Genomic DNA, 23,777 nt, shown 5'->3' with positions numbered 1-23,777 from the left:
GAAAGGTTGTTAGTCTTAAAGATTGACAAAAGCTTAAATATAATTTACCATGGTAGGGGCAGTTCTTTTGCCCCTACATTTTTTTGATGGAAAGAGGGAATTATAGTGTACAGAGAAGTCAAAACTGATATGAACTTTGTAGACCGTGAAAAGGCTACGCTTAAATTTTGGAATGATAACAAGATTTTTGAAAAATCTATAGAGAGTAGGAAGGATGCTCCTACCTATATGTTCTTTGATGGTCCTCCTACTGCCAATGGCAAGCCACATATAGGACATGTTGAAACCAGAGTAATTAAGGATATGATTCCACGCTATAAGACTATGAAGGGCTATAGAGTGCCTAGAAAAGCGGGCTGGGATACCCATGGACTTCCTGTAGAGATAGAGGTAGAAAAGCTCCTTGGCTTAAACGGCAAAGAGCAGATAGAAGAGTATGGTATGGAGCCTTTCATTGAGAAATGTAAGGAATCTGTATGGAAATTTAAGGGAATGTGGGAAGACTTCTCAGGAACGGTAGGCTTCTGGGCAGATATGGACAACCCTTATGTTACCTATCACGATGATTTCATTGAGTCAGAGTGGTGGGCGTTAAAAGAAATATGGAAAAAGGGCCTTTTATATAAAGGCCATAAAATAGTACCTTATTGTCCTCGCTGCGGTACCTCCCTCTCTTCTCACGAGGTTGCACAGGGCTATAAGAATGTAAAGGAGCGTTCTGCAGTAGTTAGATTTAAGGCGGTTGGTGAGGATGCATATTTCCTGGCTTGGACAACCACACCTTGGACACTTCCTTCCAACGTAGCTCTTTGTGTGAATCCTAAGGAGAGCTATGTAAAGGTTAAGGCGGCAGACGGATATACCTACTATATGGCAGAAGCACTTTTAGACAAGATTCTTGGTCCACTTGCGTCTGAAGATATAAAGGCTTATGAAATCCTTGAGAGATACAAGGGCTCAGACCTTGAAAAACGTGAGTATGAACCACTTTTTGCCTGTGCGGGTGAGGCTGCAAAGAAGCAGAACAAAAAGGGCCACTACGTAGTTATGGATGACTATGTTACTATGTCAGATGGTACCGGTATAGTTCATATTGCTCCTGCCTTTGGTGAGGACGATGCCAGAATCGGAAGAAAGTATGACCTTCCATTTGTACAGTTTGTTAATGAACAGGGTGAGCTTACTGAGGACACCCCTTTTGCAGGCAAGTTTATCAAGGCTGCGGATCCTCTAGTGCTTCAGGACTTAGAAGACAGAAAGCTGCTTTTTGATGCGCCTAAGTTTGAACACGAATATCCTCACTGCTGGAGATGTGACAGTCCTCTTATTTACTACGCAAAAGAGACATGGTTTATCAAGATGACTGCAGTAAGAGATGACCTGCTTAAAAACAATGCTAAGATAAACTGGATACCTGAAAGTATAGGCAAGGGAAGATTTGGCGACTGGCTCCAGAACGTACAGGACTGGGGACTTTCAAGAAACAGATACTGGGGTACTCCTCTTCCTGCCTGGACCTGTGAGTGTGGCAAGGTACACGTTATAGGAAGCAAGGCAGAGCTAAAGGAAATGAGTGATAACTGCCCTGATGATATTGAGCTTCACCGCCCATTTATTGACAAGGTAACCATAAAGTGTCCGGACTGCGGTAAGGAAATGCATAGAGTACCTGAGGTTATTGACTGTTGGTTTGATTCAGGAGCCATGCCTTATGCACAGTATCACTATCCGTTTGAAAATGTGGAACTCTTTAAGAAGCAGTTCCCGGCAGACTTCATTTCAGAGGCTGTAGACCAGACCAGAGGCTGGTTCTATTCACTTCTTGCTGAGTCCACCCTTCTCTTTAATGAAGCCCCTTACAAGAATGTCATCGTGCTTGGACACGTTCTTGATGAAAACGGACAGAAGATGAGTAAATCTAAGGGAAATGCAGTAGATCCTTTTGATGCACTTGCAAAGCATGGTGCGGATGCAATACGTTGGTATTTCTATGCTAACAGTGCACCTTGGCTTCCAAACCGTTTCTCAGACAAGCTTGTAACTGAGGGACAGAGCAAGTTTATGAGCACACTTTGGAATACCTATGCTTTCTTTGTGCTCTATGCAAATATAGATGAATTTGACGCAACCAAATATAAGCTTGAGTATGACAAGCTTGCAGTTATGGACAAGTGGCTCCTCTCAAAGCTTAACTCTACAATAAAGGCTGTAGAGGAGAACCTTGATAACTACCGCATACTTGAGACTGCAAAAGCACTCCTTAACTTTGTAGATGAGATGAGTAACTGGTATGTAAGACGCTGCCGTAACCGTTTCTGGGCAAAGGGAATGGAGCAGGATAAGATAAATGCTTACCTTACTCTTTATACAGCCCTTGTAGAGATAAGCAAGGCTGCGGCCCCTATGATTCCTTTTATGACGGAGGAGATATATCAGAACCTGGTTAGAAGTATAGACAAGACTGCTCCTTTGAGCATACATCTGTGCGACTTCCCTAAGGTTGATGAAAGCCATATTGACAAAGAGCTTGAGGACAATATGGAAAAGGTGCTTGAGATAGTTGTGCTTGGACGTGCAGGCAGAAATGAGGCGAATATAAAGAACCGTCAGCCTATTGGCAATATGTATGTGAACTTTGCAACAGGTAAGAATGTTCTTCCTGAAATGTATATGGACATCATAAAGGAAGAGTTAAATGTTAAGAATATAACAATGCTTGATGATGTAAGCAAGTTTAGCGGTTACACCTTTAAGCCACAGCTTAGAACCCTTGGCAAGAGATTTGGAAGCAGACTTAATGCACTTAAGGAAGTGCTTGCCAATGTGGATGGTGTTAAGGTAATGACAGAGCTTAAAGAAACTGGCAAGACTGTGCTTAATGTAGGCGGAGTAGATGAAGAGCTTGCTATGGATGACCTTCTCTATGAGGCCGTACAGGTTGAGGGCTTTGAGACTCAGTCAGAGAATGGAATAACAGTGGTTCTTGACAGAGAGCTTACTCCTGAGCTTATCGAAGAAGGCTTTGTTAGAGAGCTTATAAGCAAGATTCAGACTATGCGTAAGGAAGCAGGCTTTGAGGTGATGGACAAGATTACTGTATATGCTAAAGGTAATGAGAAGCTCGAGGCTCTTATGCAGGCAAATAAAGAGAGCATACTTACTGATGTAATGGCGACCGAGATTGTAACCGGCTCTTTGGATGGTTATACTAAGGAGTGGAACATCAACGGTGAGAATGTAGAGCTGGGTGTAAAGAAGAATTAAGTTGTGAAGATGGATAGAAGTAATGGGGAAAGGTTTGCGGGTAATGTGCAAGCCTTTCTTCTGTAGTGCGCCTAGCGGCGCACGTTTCTAACAGGTTAAAGTCCCGAATCCGCCCGGTAGTGGGAAGGATGCGCCGAAAGCAAGGGTGTCGAGGGCGACCCTGAACAGGGCTACACATATGCGGTAGTTCTAGACTTGTCGAAATATTTCAGATTGGATAAAGATCAATTATATGATAATATAGTCCAATAATTAAAATATTTAAACAGGAGGATTGATGTATGTTATCAAAAATTAAATTGTGGTTTTTTAATCATAAAAATTATTTAAGGATGTCAAGATTTTTAATTGTAACAGTGGCGCTTCTTTTAGTTACCTGGATTTTTGATCATCAATATATTGCAATTAAATCTTATATTCCCAAACAACTATTGTTGTCGGTTGAAGTTTCGGTAGATTTCCTTTCTAATTTATCTGGAATATTTTTGACTATAAGTACTTTTAGTTTTACAATTATTGTCACTGTACTTAATAAATATAGCAGTAACATATCACCTAGGATGCTTCAGAGTTTCATAGATAGGACCGGAGTTCTTGGTTTATATGGTATATTTGTCAGTGGTTTTTTCTATTCAGTAATCAGTATCCTATTATTGCAAGATATTGCTCCAGACCAACATGTTGTCGCTGGAAGTTTCGGAATTGCTTATTCCATAATTGCGATGCTAAGTTTTATCGCTTTCTCAAGACAGGTTCTTGATAATCTACAAGTATCAAATATTATAGAAAATGTTTTTAATGATTGCGAGAAACTTATTGATAAAGAGGTAGAACTAAGAAAAAAAGCTAAGTATTATGAAGAAGGCTACGAATCTACAAACTTATCAATTGTAGCTGAGAGCTCAGGTTATTTATTTGAAATAAAATCAGATGATATTTTTAAAAAGCTTAATGGCATAAAAGCAGAATTTGTTATAAACAAGAGAATTGGTGAATACACAACCAAAGGAGAAAGCGTAGGGGAATTAAATATATTCCAATGCAAGTTAGATGATAATGATAAAAAAGAATTAAAAGAAAAATTAAGTCCATTGTTTATAATAAATGCTTACAATAATAGAGAAGAAGATTATCACCGTGGAATTGTAAACTTAACCGAAATCGCTAATATGGCCCTAAGCCCTGGCACAAATGACCCAAATACTGCAATAATGTGTATAAATAAAATGTCATCATTGCTTGGGAAACTCTTATCTACAGGCAATCATTTTATAATCCTGAAAGAGGACGAAGATGTAAAAATAATTTATCAAAGTTATTCTGTAAAGGACGAACTATATCTTGGTTTCAGCCAGATAATTGCCTATTCAGCAGGTGATCCTTTGGTTACCAAAGAGATTTTACAAGGGATTTATATCATATACATAATGGCAGATATGGGTGCTAAAAAAAGCATAAAAAGATTTTTTGATGATAGCTATGATATTTTAATGGGAAATTTTACTCACGAAATTCATTTGGATATTTTTAATAAAATAAAAAACAATATGGAAGAGCACGTAAGCTTATAGGAAAATACATCTGAATCCATTTGAATTTAAATGCATTCAAAATCAAATTAAAAACGTGGTCAATTAGTTTAGTATTTGTGGACCACTTTTCGATAATAACTCTGGGCCCATTTTCGGTTGATATTTACATGATGAAATATTTACGTTTGAGCCTAATGCATTTAATATAAGCAAGAAATAAATATCTTTAAATAAAAAATACGAAAAATTACTATTGAAAAACAATGATTTTGAACCTGTTTCAATATTAAAGGATAATGGGACAATTTTTTAAAAAAAATAGAAAATGATTTTAAACCAAAAAATCTATATGATAGATTTAATAATTACAGATCTACAAATTATATTTCTCTGATACTGGTACTGGGACGGGACTAAAAACTAGATGGTGGTGTGCGAAAGCTTGGCATACCAACAGTGATAGACCGTACACTTCAACAGGCGATAACACAACAGTTAGTTCCAATCTATGAGCCACTTTTTACAGACGGCAGTTACGGTTACCGTCCAAACAGAGACGCAAAAGGAGCAACACGTAAGGCTGTGCTTAATTAGAGATGAGGGAATTACGATATACTGAATATGGGCTGTGATTATTTAGAGTATAAGGAACTTAGGATATATAGAGGATAGGATTGTTTTAATTTGTGGTGTAAGGGGGATGTATGAGGACTGAGGATAGGGTTCTTGAACTGCTTGAGGAGAGTAGGGGTAAGGCTGTTTCCGGAGAAAGACTGGCGGAAATGCTAGGTATTAGCAGGACTGCGGTGTGGAAGCATATTAAGGCTCTTAAGGAGAAGGGATATGAGATTAGTTCGGGTAGTAACAGAGGGTATGAGCTGATTGAAAGCATCGATGTGTTTTCTACCAAGAGTGTTATGGATGAGCTGGCTGATGAGGCTGGAGGCTATACAGGCAGGATTGGGATTGAAATAGAGGTTAGGGATGAGGTCACTTCAACCAATGCCCTCCTTAAGGATATGGCTGCAAAAGGTGCACTAGAGGGCAGGGTTCTTATAGCTAAAAGACAGACAGAGGGCAGAGGAAGGCTTGGCCGGAATTTCTTTTCACCTAAAAATGGGATTTATTTAAGTATTTTACTTCGTCCTGATATGGATTTTAGAGAGGCTATGCTCCTTACTACCATAGCGGCTGTAGCTGTGGTTGAGGCGGTAAGAGAGGTCACTGGAAGGGATACTGGTATAAAGTGGGTGAATGATGTCTACCTTGAGGGCAGGAAAATCTGTGGTATACTTACTGAGGCAGTAACTGATGTTGAAAGCGGAAGGCTTTCATACGCTGTGGTGGGCATTGGAGTCAATATTACAAAGCCATCTGAAGATGCTTTTCCTGATGAATTAAAGGATATTGCGGGCTTTGTCTATGATGATGAAGAGCCACCAAAGGGTGTGATGAGCAGGCTCTCAGCTGCTATAGTGAAGAATTACTTTAAGTATTATGAGAAACTGCCTGAGCATAGATTTATGGAGAGCTATAAGAAGTATCAGATTTTGATAAACAAAGATATATTTGTTATCACTCCTGAGGGAAAGAAAAAAGCGAGAGCTTATGGAGTTGACGATGAGGCAAGATTACTGGTAGAATATGAGGAAGGTGGTAAGGAAGCACTGTTTACAGGTGAAGTAAGCGTCAGGGAAGCTGGCGATGAAAGGAAAAATATGCCAAAATTCAAAAAAACAAAAAGTATGATTATGCTTTTTCTATGTATTGGAGTATTAGCTTTGTTTACAGGCTGTAAGCCTGAGGATGGTAAACTTGCGAATAATATCAATTCTCTGGTTGAGAAGGTAAAAGACAAAGGTTATGTATTTATTGCAGATGATACCGAATTTGTCATAGGAGAAGATCCAACAGATAGTATAAATAAGCTTGACGCAAAGTCTGATACCTTTGAGGCACCAAGCTGTGCTATGCAGGGAGAGGATAAGGTGTATACCTACAGCGGTTTCACACTTACTGTTCACGCTGAGAGCAAAAAGGGGTCATATAAGCTTATGTCGATTCTTTTAACTGATGATAGTGTACAGACAGCAGAAGGCATATACATAGGAAAAAGCAGAAAAGATGTTGAAGAAGTCTACGGAACTAAAAAGAAAAAATTAAGTGAGTATGTCTATAAAAAGGGTGTAATGGAGCTTAGCTTTATATTTGCAAAAGATAAGGTAGTATCCATAGAGTATAGAGAAAAAGGAGAATAATATGGTTGAAGTTATATTACATGGCTGCAATGGCAGGATGGGGCAGATGCTCTCAGAATTGATTTCAAAGGATGAAGAGATGAAGGTGGTAGCTGGTATAGAGCCTTCCGGTGAGGCGAAAAATGACTACCCTGTATACAAGAGCTTTGATGAATTAAAAGAAACAGCAGACGTAATTATAGATTTTTCTACTGCTTCTGCAATTGATGGCCTTCTTGATTACTGTGAAAAGACACATACACCGCTGGTGCTTTGCTCTACAGGACTGTCTGAGGCTCAGCTAGGCAGAGTCGAAAGACTTGCCAAGGTATCAGCTGTCCTTGTATCAGCCAATATGTCACTTGGTATCAATGTGCTTCTTAAACTTCTTAAAAATGTCACCAAGACACTTTATGAAAACGGTTTTGATATAGAGATAGTTGAAAAGCACCACAATCAGAAGCTTGATGCTCCTAGCGGTACAGCTCTTGCACTCGCTGATGTAATGAAGGATGAACTTGATGATATTTCTTATAACCTTGACAGAAGTAAGGTAAGGAAGAAAAGAGAAAGAAATGAAATCGGTATCTCAGCAGTAAGAGGTGGAACCATAGTTGGAGAACACGAAGTTATATTTGCGGGAACTGATGAGGTTATTGAAATTAAGCATACTGCGTATTCTAGAGCCATATTTGCTAAAGGTGCTATGAGTGCGGCAAAGTTCCTAAGTGGTAAAAGCGCAGGAAAGTACAGTATGTCTGATGTAATTGGCTAAATTATGAGTAAATTAAAAAGAAATCTTATAATTTCTGGTGTAAGCTTTGTGATACTCCTTATTTTGTTGGGACTATCAGCATTTATAACTGCTCCTCTTAAGTCAGTAATGACAGTTGAGGCGGGTACACCAGACCTTAAGCAGACAGATTTTTATAAGAATCCCGAAATTTATGAGTTTTTGCTAAGCCACCATATACCTCTTATCAATTGCAAGATGGTAACTCCGCTTAAGGATATCCCTCTTGATAAACCGGGAGAATATCCTGTACAGTTTTTGGTAAACGGCAATATAAATACAACCCTGTTAACTGTAGAAGATACTGAAAGTCCGGTTATAATTGCAAAGGAAGTTGTAATTGCGGCAGGAGATAGCTGTAAAAAAGAGGACTTTATAGAGAAGGTAGAGGATGCTACAAAGTCCAAGGTAAAGGAGAGCGGTTTATCCGAATATAAGGGTGAAGCCGGGATATATAAGATAACTTTGACTGCCACAGATATAGCAGGTAATGTATCAGAGGAAGTAACTCATTTATATGTCCTAGATGTAAGAGAAAAGCTAACAGTAGAACTTGGAACTACCTCTCTACCTGCTGATAGGTTCATAAAATCAGATAAGACAGGGATTAAGCTTACCTATGGCAAGAAGTTTAATATTAATAAGGCCTTGCAAAAATCAGGGAAATATACTGTTCCAATCAGGGCTTTGGTAAAGAAAAACGAGAAGGAGATTAAGCTTACTTTGGTGGTAAAAGACACCAAGGCTCCTGTAATTAAAGGAGCCAGGGATTTAACCATATACATAGGCAGCCCTTTTTCATACAGGGAGGGCGTAAGCGTTACGGACAATCAGCCGGGAGGTACTGCCCTTTTGGTGGATGCTTCAAAAGTAAATCCCAGAAAAGAAGGGGTGTACAAGGTAACCTACCGTTCTGAGGATAAGGCCGGTAACAAGACTTCAAAGTCTGTAAAGGTAACAGTTAAAAAGTCATCTAAAAGCCACGCTAAAGAAGTGGCAAAATATGTGAAAGAAACACTGGCTGAGATTACTAATAAGAATATGACTGAGCTGGAGAAGCTTGACAAGATATTTGAATTTTGCCATACCAAGATAAGCTACACAGGGTACTCAGATAAAAGTGATGCTATAGAAGCAGCTTATAACGGTTTTAGGACACATACCGGTGACTGCTTTACCTACTTTGCTGTATCTGAGGCACTTATCACAGGAGCGGGCTTTGAAAATATCATGGTTACCAGAGATGGAAAAGGCAGTGACCACTTTTGGAACCTAATCAAATATAAGGATAAGTGGTATCATTTTGATGCATGTCCTCTGGCGGGAGCAGGCTCATTTAAGGCATTTATGCTTGGAGACCTTGAGCTTGCAAAGTTTGACGAAGAATACGGTAAAGTCAATTCTGCTAACAAGGACTACTATAATTTTGAAAAAAGTGCTTATCCTAAAAGGGCGGAGCACGGTGTGAAGGAAGATTAGTACATATGGAGAATTTGACAGAGAAACAAGAAGAAATATTGCACTACATTGTGTGTGTTTCAGGCGGCTTTATGGGTGGCTATGCACTCTTTACCAGACTAGGCAACTTCGGCTCTGCCCAGACAGGGAACCTTATTGAGATAGTACTGAATATATTCGGCAGGGACTACAAGGAAGTGGCACTTAGGTTTGCAGCCCTACTCTTGTTCATATTTGGCAATGTCTCCTGTGTTTTGATTAAGCAAAACCTTGGAAAGCTTGTACTTAAAATATATACCTTTGGTATTTTGTTTATCGGCTATATTTTTCTTGCTTTTATACCCGCTGATGCAGATGCAGTCTTAGGTTTACTGCCTATATTCTTTATGTCATCAGTGCAGTGGTTTACATTCACAGGAACAAGGAAATATAACTGCTCCACTATATTTTCGACTAATAACCTAAAGCAGATGGTCTTAGGATATACTTATTATCATCTGACTGGAAAAGAAGAAGATAGGGAAAAAGGAAGATTTTACCTTTTATCCCTTACCTTCTTTTATGCCGGAGTGGTTCTTGCGGTAGCTCTATGCCATAGATTTGGAATAAGAGCTAGCTGCTTTGGCTTAATCATTATCATAATTGCGGAAATTGTCTCAATCGAAAGAGATGCTAAGCAGAGAACTTAACTATCATGCTCTCGACAGCGATGTATTCATTCATCTCTCCGGTCTTTATAGCATTATCAGCAAAGATGCCATATTCAAGGGCATCTTTTAGTTTTTCAAAGGAAAAGTTATTTGCCTGATCTATGTATTTTTTTACAAAAAAAGGAGGGAGCTTGAGGAGGGAGGCTATTTCACCGGATTTCCCTTCTGCCGCCAGATTCTTTACGTTGTAAAGCCTTGTAAAATGATTGTTAATTAAAGACAATATCTTGACGGGTGATTCCTGAAGGCCTATTAAATCAAGGTAATAGCCAATTGCATTTTCCCTGTCTTTTTTACCCATGTAGTCCATTATGTCGAATATTTTGTCAGAGAGCTGTCTTGCACAGACATTATCTATGTCTTCCTTTGTTACAGTTCTTTTCTCATACACATAAGAAATCAGCTTGTCTGCCTCGCTGAAAAGCTCATCCATAGAAGTCCCTATGCGGGAAACAAAGTATCTTGCTAGGTCAGAAGAAATTTGGATTTTATCAGCAGCAAATTTTTTGATAATGACATTAACCAAGTCCGACTCTTTCTGTACTTCAAATTCCACTGAAAGGCCTTGTTTATTTACAGCCTTATATAGCTTTGTTCTTTTATCAACCTCTGCTTCAGCAAAGATAATGACAGTGCTTTCAGGGATTTTATCTATGTATTCTGAAAGCTCATTTGCAGAAGAAAAAAGCCCTGAGTTTTCAATTAGTATGCATCGGTAGTCTGTGAAAAAAGGCAGGGTTTCTGCAATTTCTATTATACTGTTTATATCAGTGACTTTACCTGTAAAAGTGCTTAGATTCATCTTATCACCGCTGCCAAGCAAAGCATTCTTTAAGGCATTTTTATAATGCCTTATCATAAATGGCTCTTCGCCAAATAGCAGGTAGCAGCGCTTGAAAGCGTGGTTTTTAATATTATCATTGAGTGTTGCAAGTGACATGGAGGGCTCCTTTACTTTTTCTTTCGTTCTCTGGCAATTTTTAATATATCAGAAATATTATTTTCATTTAATACTTCGGGATAATTATCATTAAATTCTATTAGGATATCCTTGTTTTCAAATTCAAGTTTAATACATTGTTCGTAAAATGCTTTTAAATCATCTTTTTCAAAAATAGATTCAATAAATAAGCGGGAAGTCTCAGGTATAACATCATAGGAGCCATATAGTTCTATGATAGCATTTTTAACTCTATCAAAAGTTAAAGTATCTCCAAGTCTGTCTTGCTCTATCAGGATACCAATTACATCTGAAAAATCATTTTTATACTGTCTTCCTGCTCTTAACTTCATTGCGACCAGATATTCTGAGGCAATAGTTCTGATATGTAATATATTTGAAAAAGTTTTATAGTATTTTGAAAATTCTATTAATTTGGGTGTATATGAAGAAGTATTAATAAAGTCAGTATTTATCCATCCTGTAGGGAGATTTAGCCTATCACCAACAGTATTTATTGCTTCTTTCATGACACTTGATGATTTAATAATAGCATCTATATCATAAGTCATTTCTCTAAAACCATAATTTAAAAGAATTGAGGCTCCTCCAATTATAGTAATTTCAGCAGGAATTTTGGCTCCATTCTTTTTCCGAAATTCTTTTGCTAACTCTTTTAAGCAGCGTTCCAAATTTTCCTTAGTAAACGGTTTATTAACACACATTTCGTATCTCGCTTTCTACAATATTGAATCGCATAAACTCTGGAATAGCCTTTTCTATTGCATCTTTTTTTATATGTTCGTCTCCTAAAGCTGCAAAAGACAAAATAGTTCCAGATGCGAAAAACGGTTTTTTTAATTTTTTTTTCCGAATATCATTATAATTTGTACATATTGGAATATCATTTAATCTCGACAAATAATCTACCATAGCCAAGAGATACATGGATTCTCTATATTGCTGCTTATCATATAATTGACGAATTTTATCAGTTTCCAGAGCTTCAATGATAAAATCAATATCACCCAGGTCTTTCACCTGATGGCAGGTATTGCTCTTAAAAGTCTCAAAAGAAAATATATAATCCTCAGTATATACATAATTATTTTCTAGTAAATAATCAATTGTAACATCAAGTGCCTTTGCAATCTTATATAAGGTACCAACGTTACATTTATCAAGCTTGGCCTTTCCAGTGCATATATCTGTTATAGTAGTCATTGCGACTCCGCTGTCTTTACTTAATTGATATCTTGAAATATTTTTTTTCTTAAGCAGTTCATTAATAATCATAAGTATATCCCTCCTTTGATACAGTATATCGGTTTACCGAACTATTGTCAATTTAATATTATTTTAGCGTTTTGACCCCAATCCTGCTTAAAAAAATAATTAAAACTTGAATACATACGATTTTTTTGGTAGAATGAAGGATATACTTTTTAAAAATTGGGAAAATTGGAGGGAAGACAATTATGCTTAAAACAGCAAAAAAGATTGGTTTCTTTGCATTTTTACTTATATCATTACTTTTGATAAGCAGGGACGTTAAGGCAGATATTGATGAAGGAGAAGTAATACATATAGGTGATAATGTCACAGCCCGCTTGAATAAAAAAGGTGTACTCACCATATCAGGTAAGGGTGATATGTGGAACGATACAGATGATACTAATGTGTATTACAACAAGTGGTTCAATAACAAAAGAAATAGAATATACAAAGTAGTAATCAAAAGGGGTGTTACCACCATAGGAAGAAGAGCATTCAGCTATATGGAGAATATACAGAGTGTATCTATTCCTGACACTGTTAATTATATCGATACCTACGCATTTTTAAAAACTACATCACTAAAAAGTATAAAGATTCCTGCCAATGTTAAGAAAATAGGCATCCAGTCCTTTTATGAATCAGGAATTAAAAGCTGTACTATCGGTAAGGGATTCGGTGAAATCGATGATTTTGCTTTCTCGCATTGTTATAGGCTAAAATCCATTTCTATACCTAGTGGAACTAGGGCAATAGGAATGGGAGCTTTTGCGGAGTCCGGCTTAAAAACGGTGAAGATAGGTGACGATGTAAGAGAAATCAGAAAGAATGCATTTCCTGTGGTTAAAGCTACTGTTTACTCTCAAAATATAATCTTGGGAGAAAATGCATTTGAGCCTCTTACAATATTCTATGCCTATAAAGGTTCATCTATAGATCAGTATGCTGCCATGAATGGGCATATAATCAATTACCTTAAAGATAAGAATGATAAAAGTAAAGAGCCAGCCAAGATAAATGGTGTCAGGGTGTCATCCTTAAGTAAAGGATTTAGAGTAAGGTTTAACAGAGTAAACGGTGCAAGGGGATATGAAATAAGATACGCTGCTAACTCAGCTCTATTGGATGCAAGCAAGACCATTACTGTAGCCAATATTTACAATGTTACAGGCCTTGAAGGTGGAAAGGCCTACTATGTAAAAGTAAGGGCTTATACGATAGTTAAAGGCAAGAGAGTATATGGAAAATACAGCAAAGTAGTAAAATGTAAAACAAAAAAATAAATATTAGAGAATATTAAGCCATGATACAGATAAGTAATAAAATAGGCTGTATTATGGCTTATTTTCATGTATAATGGTAGGTAACAGATTAAGAATTATATTAAATAGAGTTCTTAATCGGGAGAGGTATAGAAGCTAAGTTAATCAGAGTATGAGGAATTTATGAATATAGTAAAAATAGGGGCACTTATTAACTATGAGCGTGTTAAACAAGACATTAGCATAGAAAAATTAGCAAAAGGAGTCTGCTCGGAGTCTGTCATAAGAAGGACTGAAGCTGGGGAAAGAGGGGCTGGCTTTTTTGTGCTTGATATGATTGTAAGCAGGCTAGGCAGGTCTGACAATAAGGTTGAGCTTATGCAGGATGAAAAGGACTATGAATTGTATGAACTAAGAGAAAAGCTCACTGACGAAATTGAAAATAAAAGCTATGATGAAGCAGCTAAATTGCTTGCGGACTATGAAACGTTAGCAGACATAGAAAGCCCTTTACACTTGCAGTTTATTAAAATGATAAAAGGATTTATCTCTGAAGAAAAATACCGTGATTTCATAGAGGCTGATAGAAGTTACTATCAAGCATTAACACTAACATTGCCTGAGTTTTCTTTAGAGAAACTGGAGAACTATCTATTAGGAGAAAATGAGCTAATACTGCTTACTTTATATCTTAATAATAAAGAAAAACTGGGTGAGAATCTTCTTAAAACATATGGTATTACAATACTTGACTATATTGAGAGACATTTTTATGATGAGGAGATAAAGTGCAATTTGTATGGCAGGGTTTCATTGATTGTAGGAAACAGCTATATCAAAAATAATAGACCTGATGAGGCTTTACAGGTTATCTTAAAGGCTGAGCAAATGCTTACAGATAACGGACTTTTGCTAAATATATCAAAGCTTTTGGAGAATATCCTTTTCATATCTAAAAACATAAATATAACATTGTACCAAGATTACAAGAAGATGCGGGATGCATTGAAAGATTTATATGCAGAATATGGATTTGAATGGAATACTAAGGATATTAATTTGCTTACCGGATACAAGCAGAGAAATGTGAATATTATTTCAGAGATAGTTAAGCAGGAAAGGGTGATAAGAGGTATATCTCAGCAAAAACTTGCAGATGATTTGGATATAGATGTTAAGACAATTTCAAGGATAGAATGTGGTAAGGCTAAGCCTAAGCGGGGAACAATACAAAAAATACTGGATTATTTTAATATAGAGGTAGAGACTGTAGAAAGTAGGATTATAACTGACGATTTCCGCTTGCTTGATATGGAAAGGGAGATAGCAAAACTAACTACCTTTCAGAAGTATGGGGAAGCAGAGTACCTTTTTAACGAATTAAAGCGGAAAATACCCCTAGATAATAAGAAGAACAGCCAATATGTAGAGTATATGTCTGCACTATTTGATCTAAGAATCAGGCAATGTAATGCTAGTGAAGCCGCCGACAGATTAATAAAAGCCTTTAGTATAACAAGAGGAGAAATGGGACTTGATAATGTTGGTGGATATGTGCCAAGTAGAGCAGAAGCTATTATAATCAATGGTATAGCAGTCTGTTATAAAGCCCTTGGTGAGGCGGATAAAAGTATAGAATTGCTTGAAAAAACTGTCATGGCTTACGAAAGAAGTAAAGTTAATATGAAATATCGTTATATACCTCTGGCGTTGCTTTATGTTACCTTATGCTCAGCTTATGAAGAAACAAATCGTTTTGAAAAGGCGATACAGTACGCGGATAAGACAATAGACTATTCTATTAGATCACTGAGGGGAGATTTTTTAGGGTTTTTACTTGAAGAAAAAACTTATACCTTAGATAGAATGACAGGAGATAACACGAAGAGTAAGTCAAAGTACATTCAGAGCTATAGAATTAGATGTTTGATGAAGGCCAGCGAAAGACAAAAAGCCCCTTTAAGGAGGGCTTTTCAAAAGTGGTATGGGGAGGAGTTACGTTGAAAATATCGATTTACGGTTATATATAGTGACACAATCATCGGTATTTTCAATGTTACAGATGTGTGAGATAGCTGTTGAGTGAAGATTATCTGGTTTTTTAGAAGAAAATAGTGAAACGATAGTCATAAGCAAAGTAGCCATAATAATTGTATTTTGGTATATCTTTTTCATAAGTACCTCCAATATTGCAATAATGAGAATGATAGCATATTATTATAGTTAAAACCATACCAAAAGTGGACAGAAAAAACTTCCACTTTTGGTATGGTTTTTTCAGTAGTTAAATATTAAACTAATATCAAAGTAATTAATGTATAAAAAAACTTATGAAATATTGCTATATCAAAGCATGCTGCATAGAAAGCTTCCTGTATACTATAAATAGGTCAAGAGATTGACATAAAAAAATACCTCAAGTAAATTTAGATTATTACTGACCTGCCAGTTGGTAAAATCTAAAAAACACAAGAGGTATCTAAAATGAATATTAAAGGCACAAAGAAAAAAAATCAAGTAGTAACAGCAAATATTTTTGAACAGCAGGAGCTTTTGAAAAAATCGGAGGTGATTAAGGAAAATCTCGCAGCTTCAACCTGGCGTGAGTTGGAAACCAATGGTAAGTTCGATAAAAATAAAAAACTCTCTTTTATCAGCGATGACATGCTTATCTTGGGATGTGATGTAGGCAGCGAAACGCACTATATGAGAGCAATTGATACCAGAGGACGGGAACTCAGTAAGTCCGCACATTCTTTCAACAATAATCAAGAGGGCTTCCGGAGTGCAAAGGAATGGGCAGTGAGGATAGCCGCTGAACATGATAAGAGTCAGATAGTGCTTGGCTTAGAGCCGACCGGTCACTACTGGTTCTGCCTTGCTACATGGATGATTACAAATGGAATCAGTGTTGTTCAGGTAAACCCTTATGCTGTTAAGCAGACAAAGGAGGTTGAAGATAACAGCCAGCTCAAGGATGACAGGAAGGATCCAAAACTGATAGCAAATCTTGTCAAGGATGGCAACTTTGGTATGCCATATCTTCCAGAAAAAATCTATGCTGAACTTCGTAGGTTATCCATGTTCAGAGACCAACTGAATGAAGACAGAATTCGAACAATCAACCGGATGCACAGGGAGATGAAGATATATTTCCCGGAGTATAAGGAAGCATTGGGAAAAGTCGATGGAGCATTTAGCCTTGAACTGCTGAAAGAGGCACCATTTCCGGATGAACTGACCGCACTTGGAGAAGAAGGGATAAGACAGATTTGGCATGCTGCTAAACTTAGAGGACGCGGGTACAGCAGAGCCAGAGAAATCTTACAGTACGCAAAAGCAAGTGTTGGGATTAAGGATGGATCTATTGCAAGCAAGGCAGCTGTAAAGTGGTTCGTGCAGAAAATCATGGAACTGGATGTTGAACTTGCTGTTATAGAGAACCAGATCAACCAGAAATGTCAGGAGATACCGCATACAGGTAACGTTCTGGAGATATCTGGGATTGGAGAAAATACACTTTCCGGTATTCTTGCAGAGATGGGAGATATTTCAAGATTTGATGATGTTAAGGAAATACAGAAATTAAGCGGATTAGGCCTTGTGGCATGCAGTTCAGGAAAGCATAAGGGAGAAACCAAAATCAGTCATAGAGGACGCAAACGACTCAGATATTGGTTATTCCAGGCAGCAAAGTCAGCAGTGGCCCATGCAGAGGAATTCAAAGAACTCCATATGTATTATACGACACGAGCCGATAATCCGTTGAAAAAGATGCAGTCATTGATTGTGATAGCCTGCAAGCTTCTGAGGATTATCTATACGATTCTGAATACTGGTACGAAATATGCTCCGAAGAAGATGTTGATGGACATCAGACGTCCGGAAAATAAGGAAGCTATTGTAGCGTAAAACAGTCGACAGCAAAATTTATTCCAGAGCCTTGCCGGGTGTCGGATTATTCCGAGATCGGGCAGGGTTCTGGAAGGAAACCCGATAACGATGGAGCGCTACAGGTGCTGCATCATCACAATGACCAGCAAAACGAGTCAGGGTAAGCATCCACGGAATATCCGTACCCTGTGGAGTATGCAGGTCAGTAAAATCAAAAAACAAACAAGAGCTGTAGCTTGCAGTAGTTCTCTCCGTAGGGCATGACCCTGTTAGAAAGCTTAGCAGGCACTCGGTGTATGGACAGGTGGGACGAAGGAAGTTGGGACACGATCCCTTTAGACACGGAAGGTTCACCATCATAGTTAGCAGAGGATTTATAGCCTTTATAAAGCAAAACAATGGGATGCTTTATAAACTACACCCTCTTTTAGCTGTTCAGTATAAAATACAATGACTGTCATACATTTTTTGCTCTGTTTTATGAGGTAAATATTTAAAGAAAAGCCTGAAATTAAATGATTTAGGGCTTGACATTATAGGAAGGAGGCTTATATGTCAATCAGAAATCAAAACCCTCAGAGATATAAAAATGGAGATTAAAGTTGTTTTTACTTACTATTACGATTAATTAAATTAAGAAATGGAGGTATGTTGAAATATGATTAAAAATTTTAATAAAATAATTAGTGTAGCGTTTTGTTTTATATTGGTAACTTGTTTCATGATATTACCTATTTATGCAAATAAACGAGTTTCGGATGTAGAACAGATTTTTCCAAAAAATGAAGTAAATGAGCTTTTAAGAGATGTACAGAAAATGCCAATTTATACAGATTATAAGGGAAGTAGATTTTTCAAAATGGCAAATAGAAAAAAAGTTTATCCTTCAAGAAAAGGAGTAATCTTAGTTACTGCCGATAAGTTTAAGGATAAATTACCTTTAGGACATGCAGCAATCATATATAACCAATATACTGTTATTGAAGCAGAATTCCCTTATGTTACTACTGGAAACAATGATTGGAATTACACAAAAAAAACTTGCTATGGATTGAACGTTAAAGGAACAACTCTTGCACAAGATAATGATGTGGCGGATTGGTGTTATAGACAGATAGGAAAAAGGTACAATATTGATTATTTTAATACATCAACAAGAGAAGAGTTTTATTGTTCACAATTAGTTTGGGCTGGATTCAAAGATGTTTGTGGGGTTAACCTGAATACGCCAATTTTTGGAGATGCGATTCACCCAATGGAACTTGTAAAAAGCAACAGAACTTATATAATATATGAGAAGTAGTTTTTCTTCTTTAGAAAGGAGGCAGAGCCGGTAGAGCAACTCTATCGGCTTAAAATTATTGTGAGAAAAATATTGTTTTGTTGTATATTATCCATTAGTTGTTTTTTGATATCGTGTAACACAGGGAATTCTGACACCAAATATGATTCTACTATAGGGATTGTACATACTTCACAGCAAATGTATAAGAGTAGGATTGATTGGTATAATGATGAACTAGAGCTGCTTGGTTCTAGTAAATTGACATATGCAGGGTTAGGTTCTCATTTTTATAAACCTTTAACTGTTGATAATGAGGTATATATGATACCTCAGGGATTGGGAAATAATAAAAGTACTAAAAAGGTTATTAGCCTAAATAAAAATACTTTTGAGATTTCGGAATATCCTTTCAGCAATATTGCTCTTAATCATATGGCTGTTATAAATAAATATGTATATGCAGTTAATACTATGAATGGGTCGAGCTATATAGAAAGGTATGATAAAGAGTCTCATAAAAATATAATTAAAGAATATAAAGAAACTTATATTTATGGGATTTTTCCAATGAGTGAAAAACTTTTGGCTTTTTCGATAACAGCTGATAAAGGCTTAGACAGCTGTACACTTAGAGTTATGGATAAAGATTTGAATATAGTTAAAGAAATTTCTTTGACTAAATTCGGTAGAACTACTGAAATGTATTGTGAGGACGATAGTTATATGTATTTTACAATGCAGATAAGCACTGATGATAAGCCAATTTCTAAAATATTGTCAATAGACAAAAGGAATTATGACATTAAAGTTATAGATATTCAGGCAGAGCAACCTTCAGATATATTTAAGTATGAAGATAAATTTTTGATTACTAACTATAATCCTGTTGAAGTAAAAGGTACTAAGGTTAGTGTGGTAGATGAAGAAGGACGGCTTTATAAGGATATCGAACTTAACAATGAGTTGTCTCTTACACAGATTTATGGAAAATATTTGGTTGTTGCAAACCTGCAAAAGCTAAGCTTATACGATATAAACACATTTGAACTTAAAAGGGAAGTTAAGCTTGATATTGATTCGGAGTCGTATGTATCAGCAATTATAATTAGGGGGAATTGATTAAAACACTATATAAAAGAGGTTTACACTATGGATAAAAAAAGAAATGCATTTGTTATAGGATTAGTTGTCCTGATGGTGGTTTTTACAGTTGTCAATTTCATAATAAGCAGGTACTATACCAGGGGGATAAATTCAACTAAAGAAACTGACACAAAGGTATCGCAGTCTTCTGTGTCATCAAAACAGTCTTCAAATTCATCCTCATCAGAAGAAAAAATGATACTGTCATTTGATGAGTATCAGAAGTTTTATGAATATATGGCTGAGAATTTAAGGCTAAAAGGTTATGAAAAAAAATATGAGACGGACCACAATTTTCTGCTCTATATTCGAAAGGAATGGACATTTAACTCTCGTGACAGCCTGATTATGAAAAATTCAAATACTGTTCCTGAGCCAACCTTTGAATACATTATATATGAAAACAAAGAAAGCACAAGTCAAATTAGGTTAGGTGTAAGTTTCAATGAATACTACATTGGAGATAATTTACATTCTTTTTATGCTAAGGATAATGATTTAAGCAAAATCAATAAAAAGCTGGCTGGGCAGGCTGTTGGAGCAGTAATGTCATATCGCAATTTATTATTCCATGTCCAAGTCAGCCAAGAGAATGAAGCAAAGGATGTGTTAGATGATACCTTAACAGCCATAAGCAAAGAGACAATTAAGTATTTTAACTAATCTTAACCAACCTGTGAAAATAATCCCCTATAACCTGTTTACATCCTTGCCAACCCATACTGCCCTATGTTATAATCTTTTCTTGTGAATAAAAAACAAAAGGTGGTGAGATAGTGGTAGAGTTAGACCAGTTCAAAGTTACATTAAACTCTTATGCAGAGCCATTAGTCGAAGTGAGGGATTCACTTTGACTTAACGAGCAAGAAGATGAGGCTCGAGGAGTTAAACAGACTCATATCCGAACCGGGATTTTGGGATGATGCCGAGAAGGCAAATGCTACTATGGCTGAAATATCAGGTTTAAAAAATAATATAGAAGGCTTTGACGAGCTGCAGGGGCTCTTTGATGACATAGGTGCACTTATTGAAATGGCAGAAGAAGAAAATGATGCCTCAATGATTTCAGAAATAGGAGACGAACTTGAGAGATTTAAGACAGAGTTTGATGCTCTTAGAATTTCAACCCTGCTAAGCGGTCCTTATGATAAAGATAATGCTATTATCACCTTACATGCGGGTGCAGGCGGTACTGAAGCCTGTGACTGGACAAGCATCCTTATGAGAGCCTACACAAGGTGGGCAGAAAGCAAGGGATATAAGACAGAGGTTATCGACTATCTGGCAGGAGAAGAAGCAGGAGTAAAGTCCTGTACCATTGAAATTACGGGGACTAATGCCTATGGCTACCTAAAGAGTGAGCATGGAGTGCACCGTTTGGTTCGTATTTCACCTTTCAATGCTGCGGGAAAGAGGCAGACCTCCTTTGTATCCTGTGATGTAATGCCGGATATTGAAGATGATATAGATATCGAAATCAAAGATGATGATATAAGGATAGATACCTTCCGCTCAAGCGGTGCAGGTGGACAGCATATCAACAAAACCTCATCTGCGATTAGAATTACACATTTCCCTTCGGGAATAGTAGTAAGCTGCCAGAATGAGCGTTCTCAGTTCCAGAATAAAGCCAAGGCTATGCAGATGTTAAAGGCAAAGCTTTATATGCTTAAACAGCAGGAAAATGAGGCTAAGGAAGCGGGTATCAGAGGAGAGCAAAAAGACATTGCCTGGGGCAGCCAGATTCGTTCCTATGTGCTTCAGCCATATACAATGGTCAAGGATCATAGGACAAATGTAGAAATCGGCAATGCACAGGCGGTTCTTGATGGCTACTTTGATCCTTTTATCAATGCATATCTAAAATGGAAGAGCATTAAAAAAGAAGATTAACTATAATAAGTCAGTATGGGAGATATTCCTGTACTGGCTTTTTTAATTTGATAGGAAATTTCTCCCAAATTCCCTATCTAATAGAATAATCTATAAGGGATTGTGCGGCGGCGGATATATAGATCTCACTTATGAGACTCGTCACAGGAGGCGAATTAGGTAAAGCAGGAATTTGATTGTAGAACTATACGGCTTTTAACGGTAAATAGGGTTGGAGATGAATCATATGGCAAATTTGATAGTAAAAACCCTAAAATAAAGTATAAAACTATTAGCTTTAACACTTGCAATTAATGGTAGTCTGTGTTAATATTCTTTCTGTTACACACAAATGACCGTTAAGGGCACACAAAGTTTTGATATGGGTGGAAGAAATGGGAAAAGATAAACTCTATTTAGTTTCAGAAAGGGCTTTACCTGAGGTTTTATTACAGGTGGTTGAAGCAAAGAAGCTGCTTGAGACAAAAAAGGTGATGACCGTAGGTGAGGCAGCGGAGGCTGTAGGCATAAGCAGAAGTTCGTTTTATAAGTACAAAGATGAAATTAACTACTTTCATGAAGATGCAAGAGGAAAGACAATCTCATTTTTGCTTGAAATGGAGGATAGACAGGGACTGCTCTCAGAAGTGCTTAAGGAGGTAGCCCGTTATGGAGTAAACATACTGACTATCCACCAAAGTATACCGGTTAACGGCTTGGCTTCTTTGTCACTGAGCTTGCAGATTCTTAACGGACTGACTGATGTTACTGATATGGTGGCAAGCGTAGAAGCAATTGACGGAATTAGAAGAATGAAAATACTCGCAAGAGAATAAATTAGAGGTGAAGAATGGTAAATGTAGGAATTATAGGATATGGAACTGTAGGCTCGGGAGTTTTTGAGGTTATTAATACAAACAGACAAAGTATAGCAATAAAGGCAGGAGAAGAGATTAAGGTCAAGAGAATCTGCGATCTTAGAGATATGCCTGGAGATCCTGCTGAGAAGCTAATTACTCACGATTTTAACGATATCTTAAATGATGATGAGATTTCTGTTGTAGTAGAGACCATGGGTGGGACCAAGCCTGCTTATGATTTTGTAAAGTTAGCTATTGAAGCAGGAAAGAGTGTGTGTACTTCTAACAAGGAGCTTGTGGCAAAGTATGGTGCAGGACTAATTAAGCTTGCAAAGGAGAAAAATGTCAACTTCTTATTTGAAGCCAGCGTAGGAGGAGGTATACCCGTAATAAGACCTCTTAATTATTCTCTTACAGCAGAGGAAATAATTGAAATTCAGGGTATACTTAACGGAACCACCAACTATATCCTCACCAAGATGGATAAAGAAGGGCTTGACTATGACACAGTCTTAAAAGAGGCGCAGGCTATGGGCTATGCTGAGAGAAATCCAAGTGCGGATGTGGATGGATACGACAGCGGTAGAAAGATAGCCATCCTTACTTCTCTTGCCTACGGCAAGCAGGTTGACTTTGAAGACATCCCTGTAGAGGGCATATCGAGAATAACCAAGGAAGATATGGAGTATGCCAAGTCCTTAGATGCTACTATCAAGCTAATAGGCGAAAGCAAGAAGGACGGTGGAGTAGTGTATGCAAGAGTTGCTCCTGTAATGCTAAGCAGGAATCAGCCTCTTCATAGCGTAGAAGATGTCTTTAATGCCGTTTTAATAAAGGGAAACATGGTTGATGATGTTATGTTCTACGGCAGGGGAGCGGGCAAACTTCCTACTGCAAGTGCTGTTGTTGCAGATGTGGTGGAAGCAGTTAGAAATAAGGACAGACACCTTGATATCAACTGGGATGAAGAAAAGCTTACTCTTGGTGACATCAGGCAGTATAAGCAGAAGTTCTTTGTAAGAGTTCCTGAGAGTGAGAAAGAGGCTGCAAAGCAGAAGATATCAGGAATTGAAGAAGTAAAATCTGATAAGGTAGTGGGAGAATTTGCCTTCATCACCTCGCCTTTAACTGAGGCTGAATTCGAAGAGCTAACCGGAGATTTAAGTGTAAAAAATAAAATAATAATTAATTTTTAATAAAAATATCTTGCAAATATTACAATTAAGCGTTACGCTTATAAAGTGGTATTTGC

At 37.2% G+C, this 23,777-nt stretch carries 18 protein-coding genes and 1 pseudogene; 16 read left to right on the top strand and 3 right to left on the bottom strand.

Annotated features, from left to right (window positions below; all coding sequences use genetic code 11):
- Positions 1-105: 105 nt before the first annotated feature.
- The 7 genes and pseudogenes from ileS (at position 106) to JJN12_RS06675 (ending at position 9,973) form a co-directional block, all read left to right on the top strand.
- On the top strand, positions 106-3,264 hold the full coding sequence (ileS, locus tag JJN12_RS06700) for an isoleucine--tRNA ligase (RefSeq protein WP_208428944.1): 3,159 nt from the start codon (positions 106-108) through the stop codon (positions 3,262-3,264).
- A 281-nt stretch (positions 3,265-3,545) separates the two neighbouring features.
- Entirely contained in the window at positions 3,546-4,835 is a 1,290-nt protein-coding gene (locus tag JJN12_RS06695; RefSeq protein ID WP_208428943.1) for a DUF2254 domain-containing protein, read from the top strand.
- 378 nt (positions 4,836-5,213) lie between these two features.
- A pseudogene (locus JJN12_RS14625) lies at positions 5,214-5,375 on the top strand (group II intron reverse transcriptase/maturase); the annotation flags it as partial.
- A gap of 125 nt (positions 5,376-5,500) precedes the next feature.
- Complete coding sequence (locus JJN12_RS06690; RefSeq protein WP_208428942.1) at positions 5,501-7,054, top strand: biotin--[acetyl-CoA-carboxylase] ligase; 1,554 nt, start codon at positions 5,501-5,503, stop codon at positions 7,052-7,054.
- 1 nt (position 7,055) lies between these two features.
- Positions 7,056-7,808: a 4-hydroxy-tetrahydrodipicolinate reductase gene (gene dapB, locus JJN12_RS06685; RefSeq protein ID WP_208428941.1), complete on the top strand. Its 753-nt coding sequence runs from the start codon at positions 7,056-7,058 to the stop codon at positions 7,806-7,808.
- Between the two features lie 3 nt (positions 7,809-7,811).
- Positions 7,812-9,305: a transglutaminase domain-containing protein gene (locus JJN12_RS06680; protein WP_208428940.1), complete on the top strand. Its 1,494-nt coding sequence runs from the start codon at positions 7,812-7,814 to the stop codon at positions 9,303-9,305.
- Between the two features lie 5 nt (positions 9,306-9,310).
- Complete coding sequence (locus tag JJN12_RS06675) at positions 9,311-9,973, top strand: YoaK family protein (RefSeq protein WP_208428939.1); 663 nt, start codon at positions 9,311-9,313, stop codon at positions 9,971-9,973.
- Here the strand turns inward: JJN12_RS06675 and holA are convergent.
- Genes holA through JJN12_RS06660 form a run of 3 tightly spaced genes read right to left on the bottom strand, consistent with a single transcriptional unit; the run spans position 9,957 to position 12,230 of the window.
- The gene (gene holA / locus JJN12_RS06670; protein WP_208428938.1) at positions 9,957-10,934 is read right to left on the bottom strand and encodes a DNA polymerase III subunit delta; all 978 of its coding nucleotides are present in this window, start codon (positions 10,932-10,934) and stop codon (positions 9,957-9,959) included. The genes JJN12_RS06675 and holA overlap by 17 nt on opposite strands.
- Positions 10,935-10,945: 11 nt before the next feature.
- On the bottom strand, positions 10,946-11,659 hold the full coding sequence (locus JJN12_RS06665) for a DUF6036 family nucleotidyltransferase (protein ID WP_208428937.1): 714 nt from the start codon (positions 11,657-11,659) through the stop codon (positions 10,946-10,948).
- Entirely contained in the window at positions 11,649-12,230 is a 582-nt protein-coding gene (locus JJN12_RS06660; RefSeq protein ID WP_208428936.1) for a helix-turn-helix domain-containing protein, read from the bottom strand. Before JJN12_RS06660 ends, JJN12_RS06665 begins: the two co-directional genes overlap by 11 nt.
- 182 nt (positions 12,231-12,412) lie before the next feature.
- On the opposite strand from JJN12_RS06660, the gene JJN12_RS06655 reads away from it, so the two are divergent.
- The 9 genes from JJN12_RS06655 to JJN12_RS06615 all read left to right on the top strand — a co-directional run bounded on the left by JJN12_RS06655 (position 12,413) and on the right by JJN12_RS06615 (position 23,721).
- Positions 12,413-13,492 carry a leucine-rich repeat domain-containing protein gene (locus tag JJN12_RS06655; protein ID WP_208428935.1) on the top strand — a complete coding sequence of 360 codons (1,080 nt, stop codon included), beginning with the start codon at positions 12,413-12,415 and terminating at the stop codon, positions 13,490-13,492.
- A gap of 162 nt (positions 13,493-13,654) precedes the next feature.
- Positions 13,655-15,475 carry a helix-turn-helix transcriptional regulator gene (locus tag JJN12_RS06650; protein WP_208428934.1) on the top strand — a complete coding sequence of 607 codons (1,821 nt, stop codon included), beginning with the start codon at positions 13,655-13,657 and terminating at the stop codon, positions 15,473-15,475.
- Positions 15,476-15,955: 480 nt separating this feature from the next.
- On the top strand, positions 15,956-17,383 hold the full coding sequence (locus JJN12_RS06645; protein WP_208428713.1) for an IS110 family RNA-guided transposase: 1,428 nt from the start codon (positions 15,956-15,958) through the stop codon (positions 17,381-17,383).
- Positions 17,384-18,023: 640 nt separating this feature from the next.
- Complete coding sequence (locus tag JJN12_RS06640) at positions 18,024-18,668, top strand: YiiX/YebB-like N1pC/P60 family cysteine hydrolase (RefSeq protein ID WP_208428933.1); 645 nt, start codon at positions 18,024-18,026, stop codon at positions 18,666-18,668.
- Between the two features lie 303 nt (positions 18,669-18,971).
- Positions 18,972-19,769, top strand: coding sequence for a hypothetical protein (locus tag JJN12_RS06635; protein WP_208428932.1), 798 nt, complete (start codon positions 18,972-18,974; stop codon positions 19,767-19,769).
- Positions 19,770-19,799: 30 nt separating this feature from the next.
- Positions 19,800-20,456: a hypothetical protein gene (locus JJN12_RS06630; RefSeq protein WP_208428931.1), complete on the top strand. Its 657-nt coding sequence runs from the start codon at positions 19,800-19,802 to the stop codon at positions 20,454-20,456.
- 113 nt (positions 20,457-20,569) lie between these two features.
- Positions 20,570-21,686 (top strand): peptide chain release factor 2 gene (gene prfB / locus JJN12_RS06625; protein ID WP_208428930.1). Its coding sequence is split into 2 segments (ribosomal slippage): positions 20,570-20,644 and positions 20,646-21,686, totalling 1,116 coding nucleotides; the frame shifts between segments, so codons are not numbered across the junction.
- Between the two features lie 374 nt (positions 21,687-22,060).
- Entirely contained in the window at positions 22,061-22,501 is a 441-nt protein-coding gene (locus JJN12_RS06620) for an ACT domain-containing protein (RefSeq protein WP_236013722.1), read from the top strand.
- 14 nt (positions 22,502-22,515) lie between these two features.
- Positions 22,516-23,721, top strand: a complete 1,206-nt coding sequence (locus JJN12_RS06615; protein ID WP_208428929.1) for a homoserine dehydrogenase — start codon at positions 22,516-22,518, stop codon at positions 23,719-23,721.
- The last annotated feature ends 56 nt before the right edge of the window (positions 23,722-23,777 follow it).

Origin of the sequence: Catonella massiliensis (assembly GCF_016651435.1) — a bacterium.
Taxonomy (GTDB): Bacteria; Bacillota; Clostridia; order Lachnospirales; family Lachnospiraceae; genus Catonella; species Catonella massiliensis.
The sequence above is the reverse complement of the archived record's forward strand: the minus strand, read 5'-3'. Positions and strand labels throughout refer to the sequence as shown.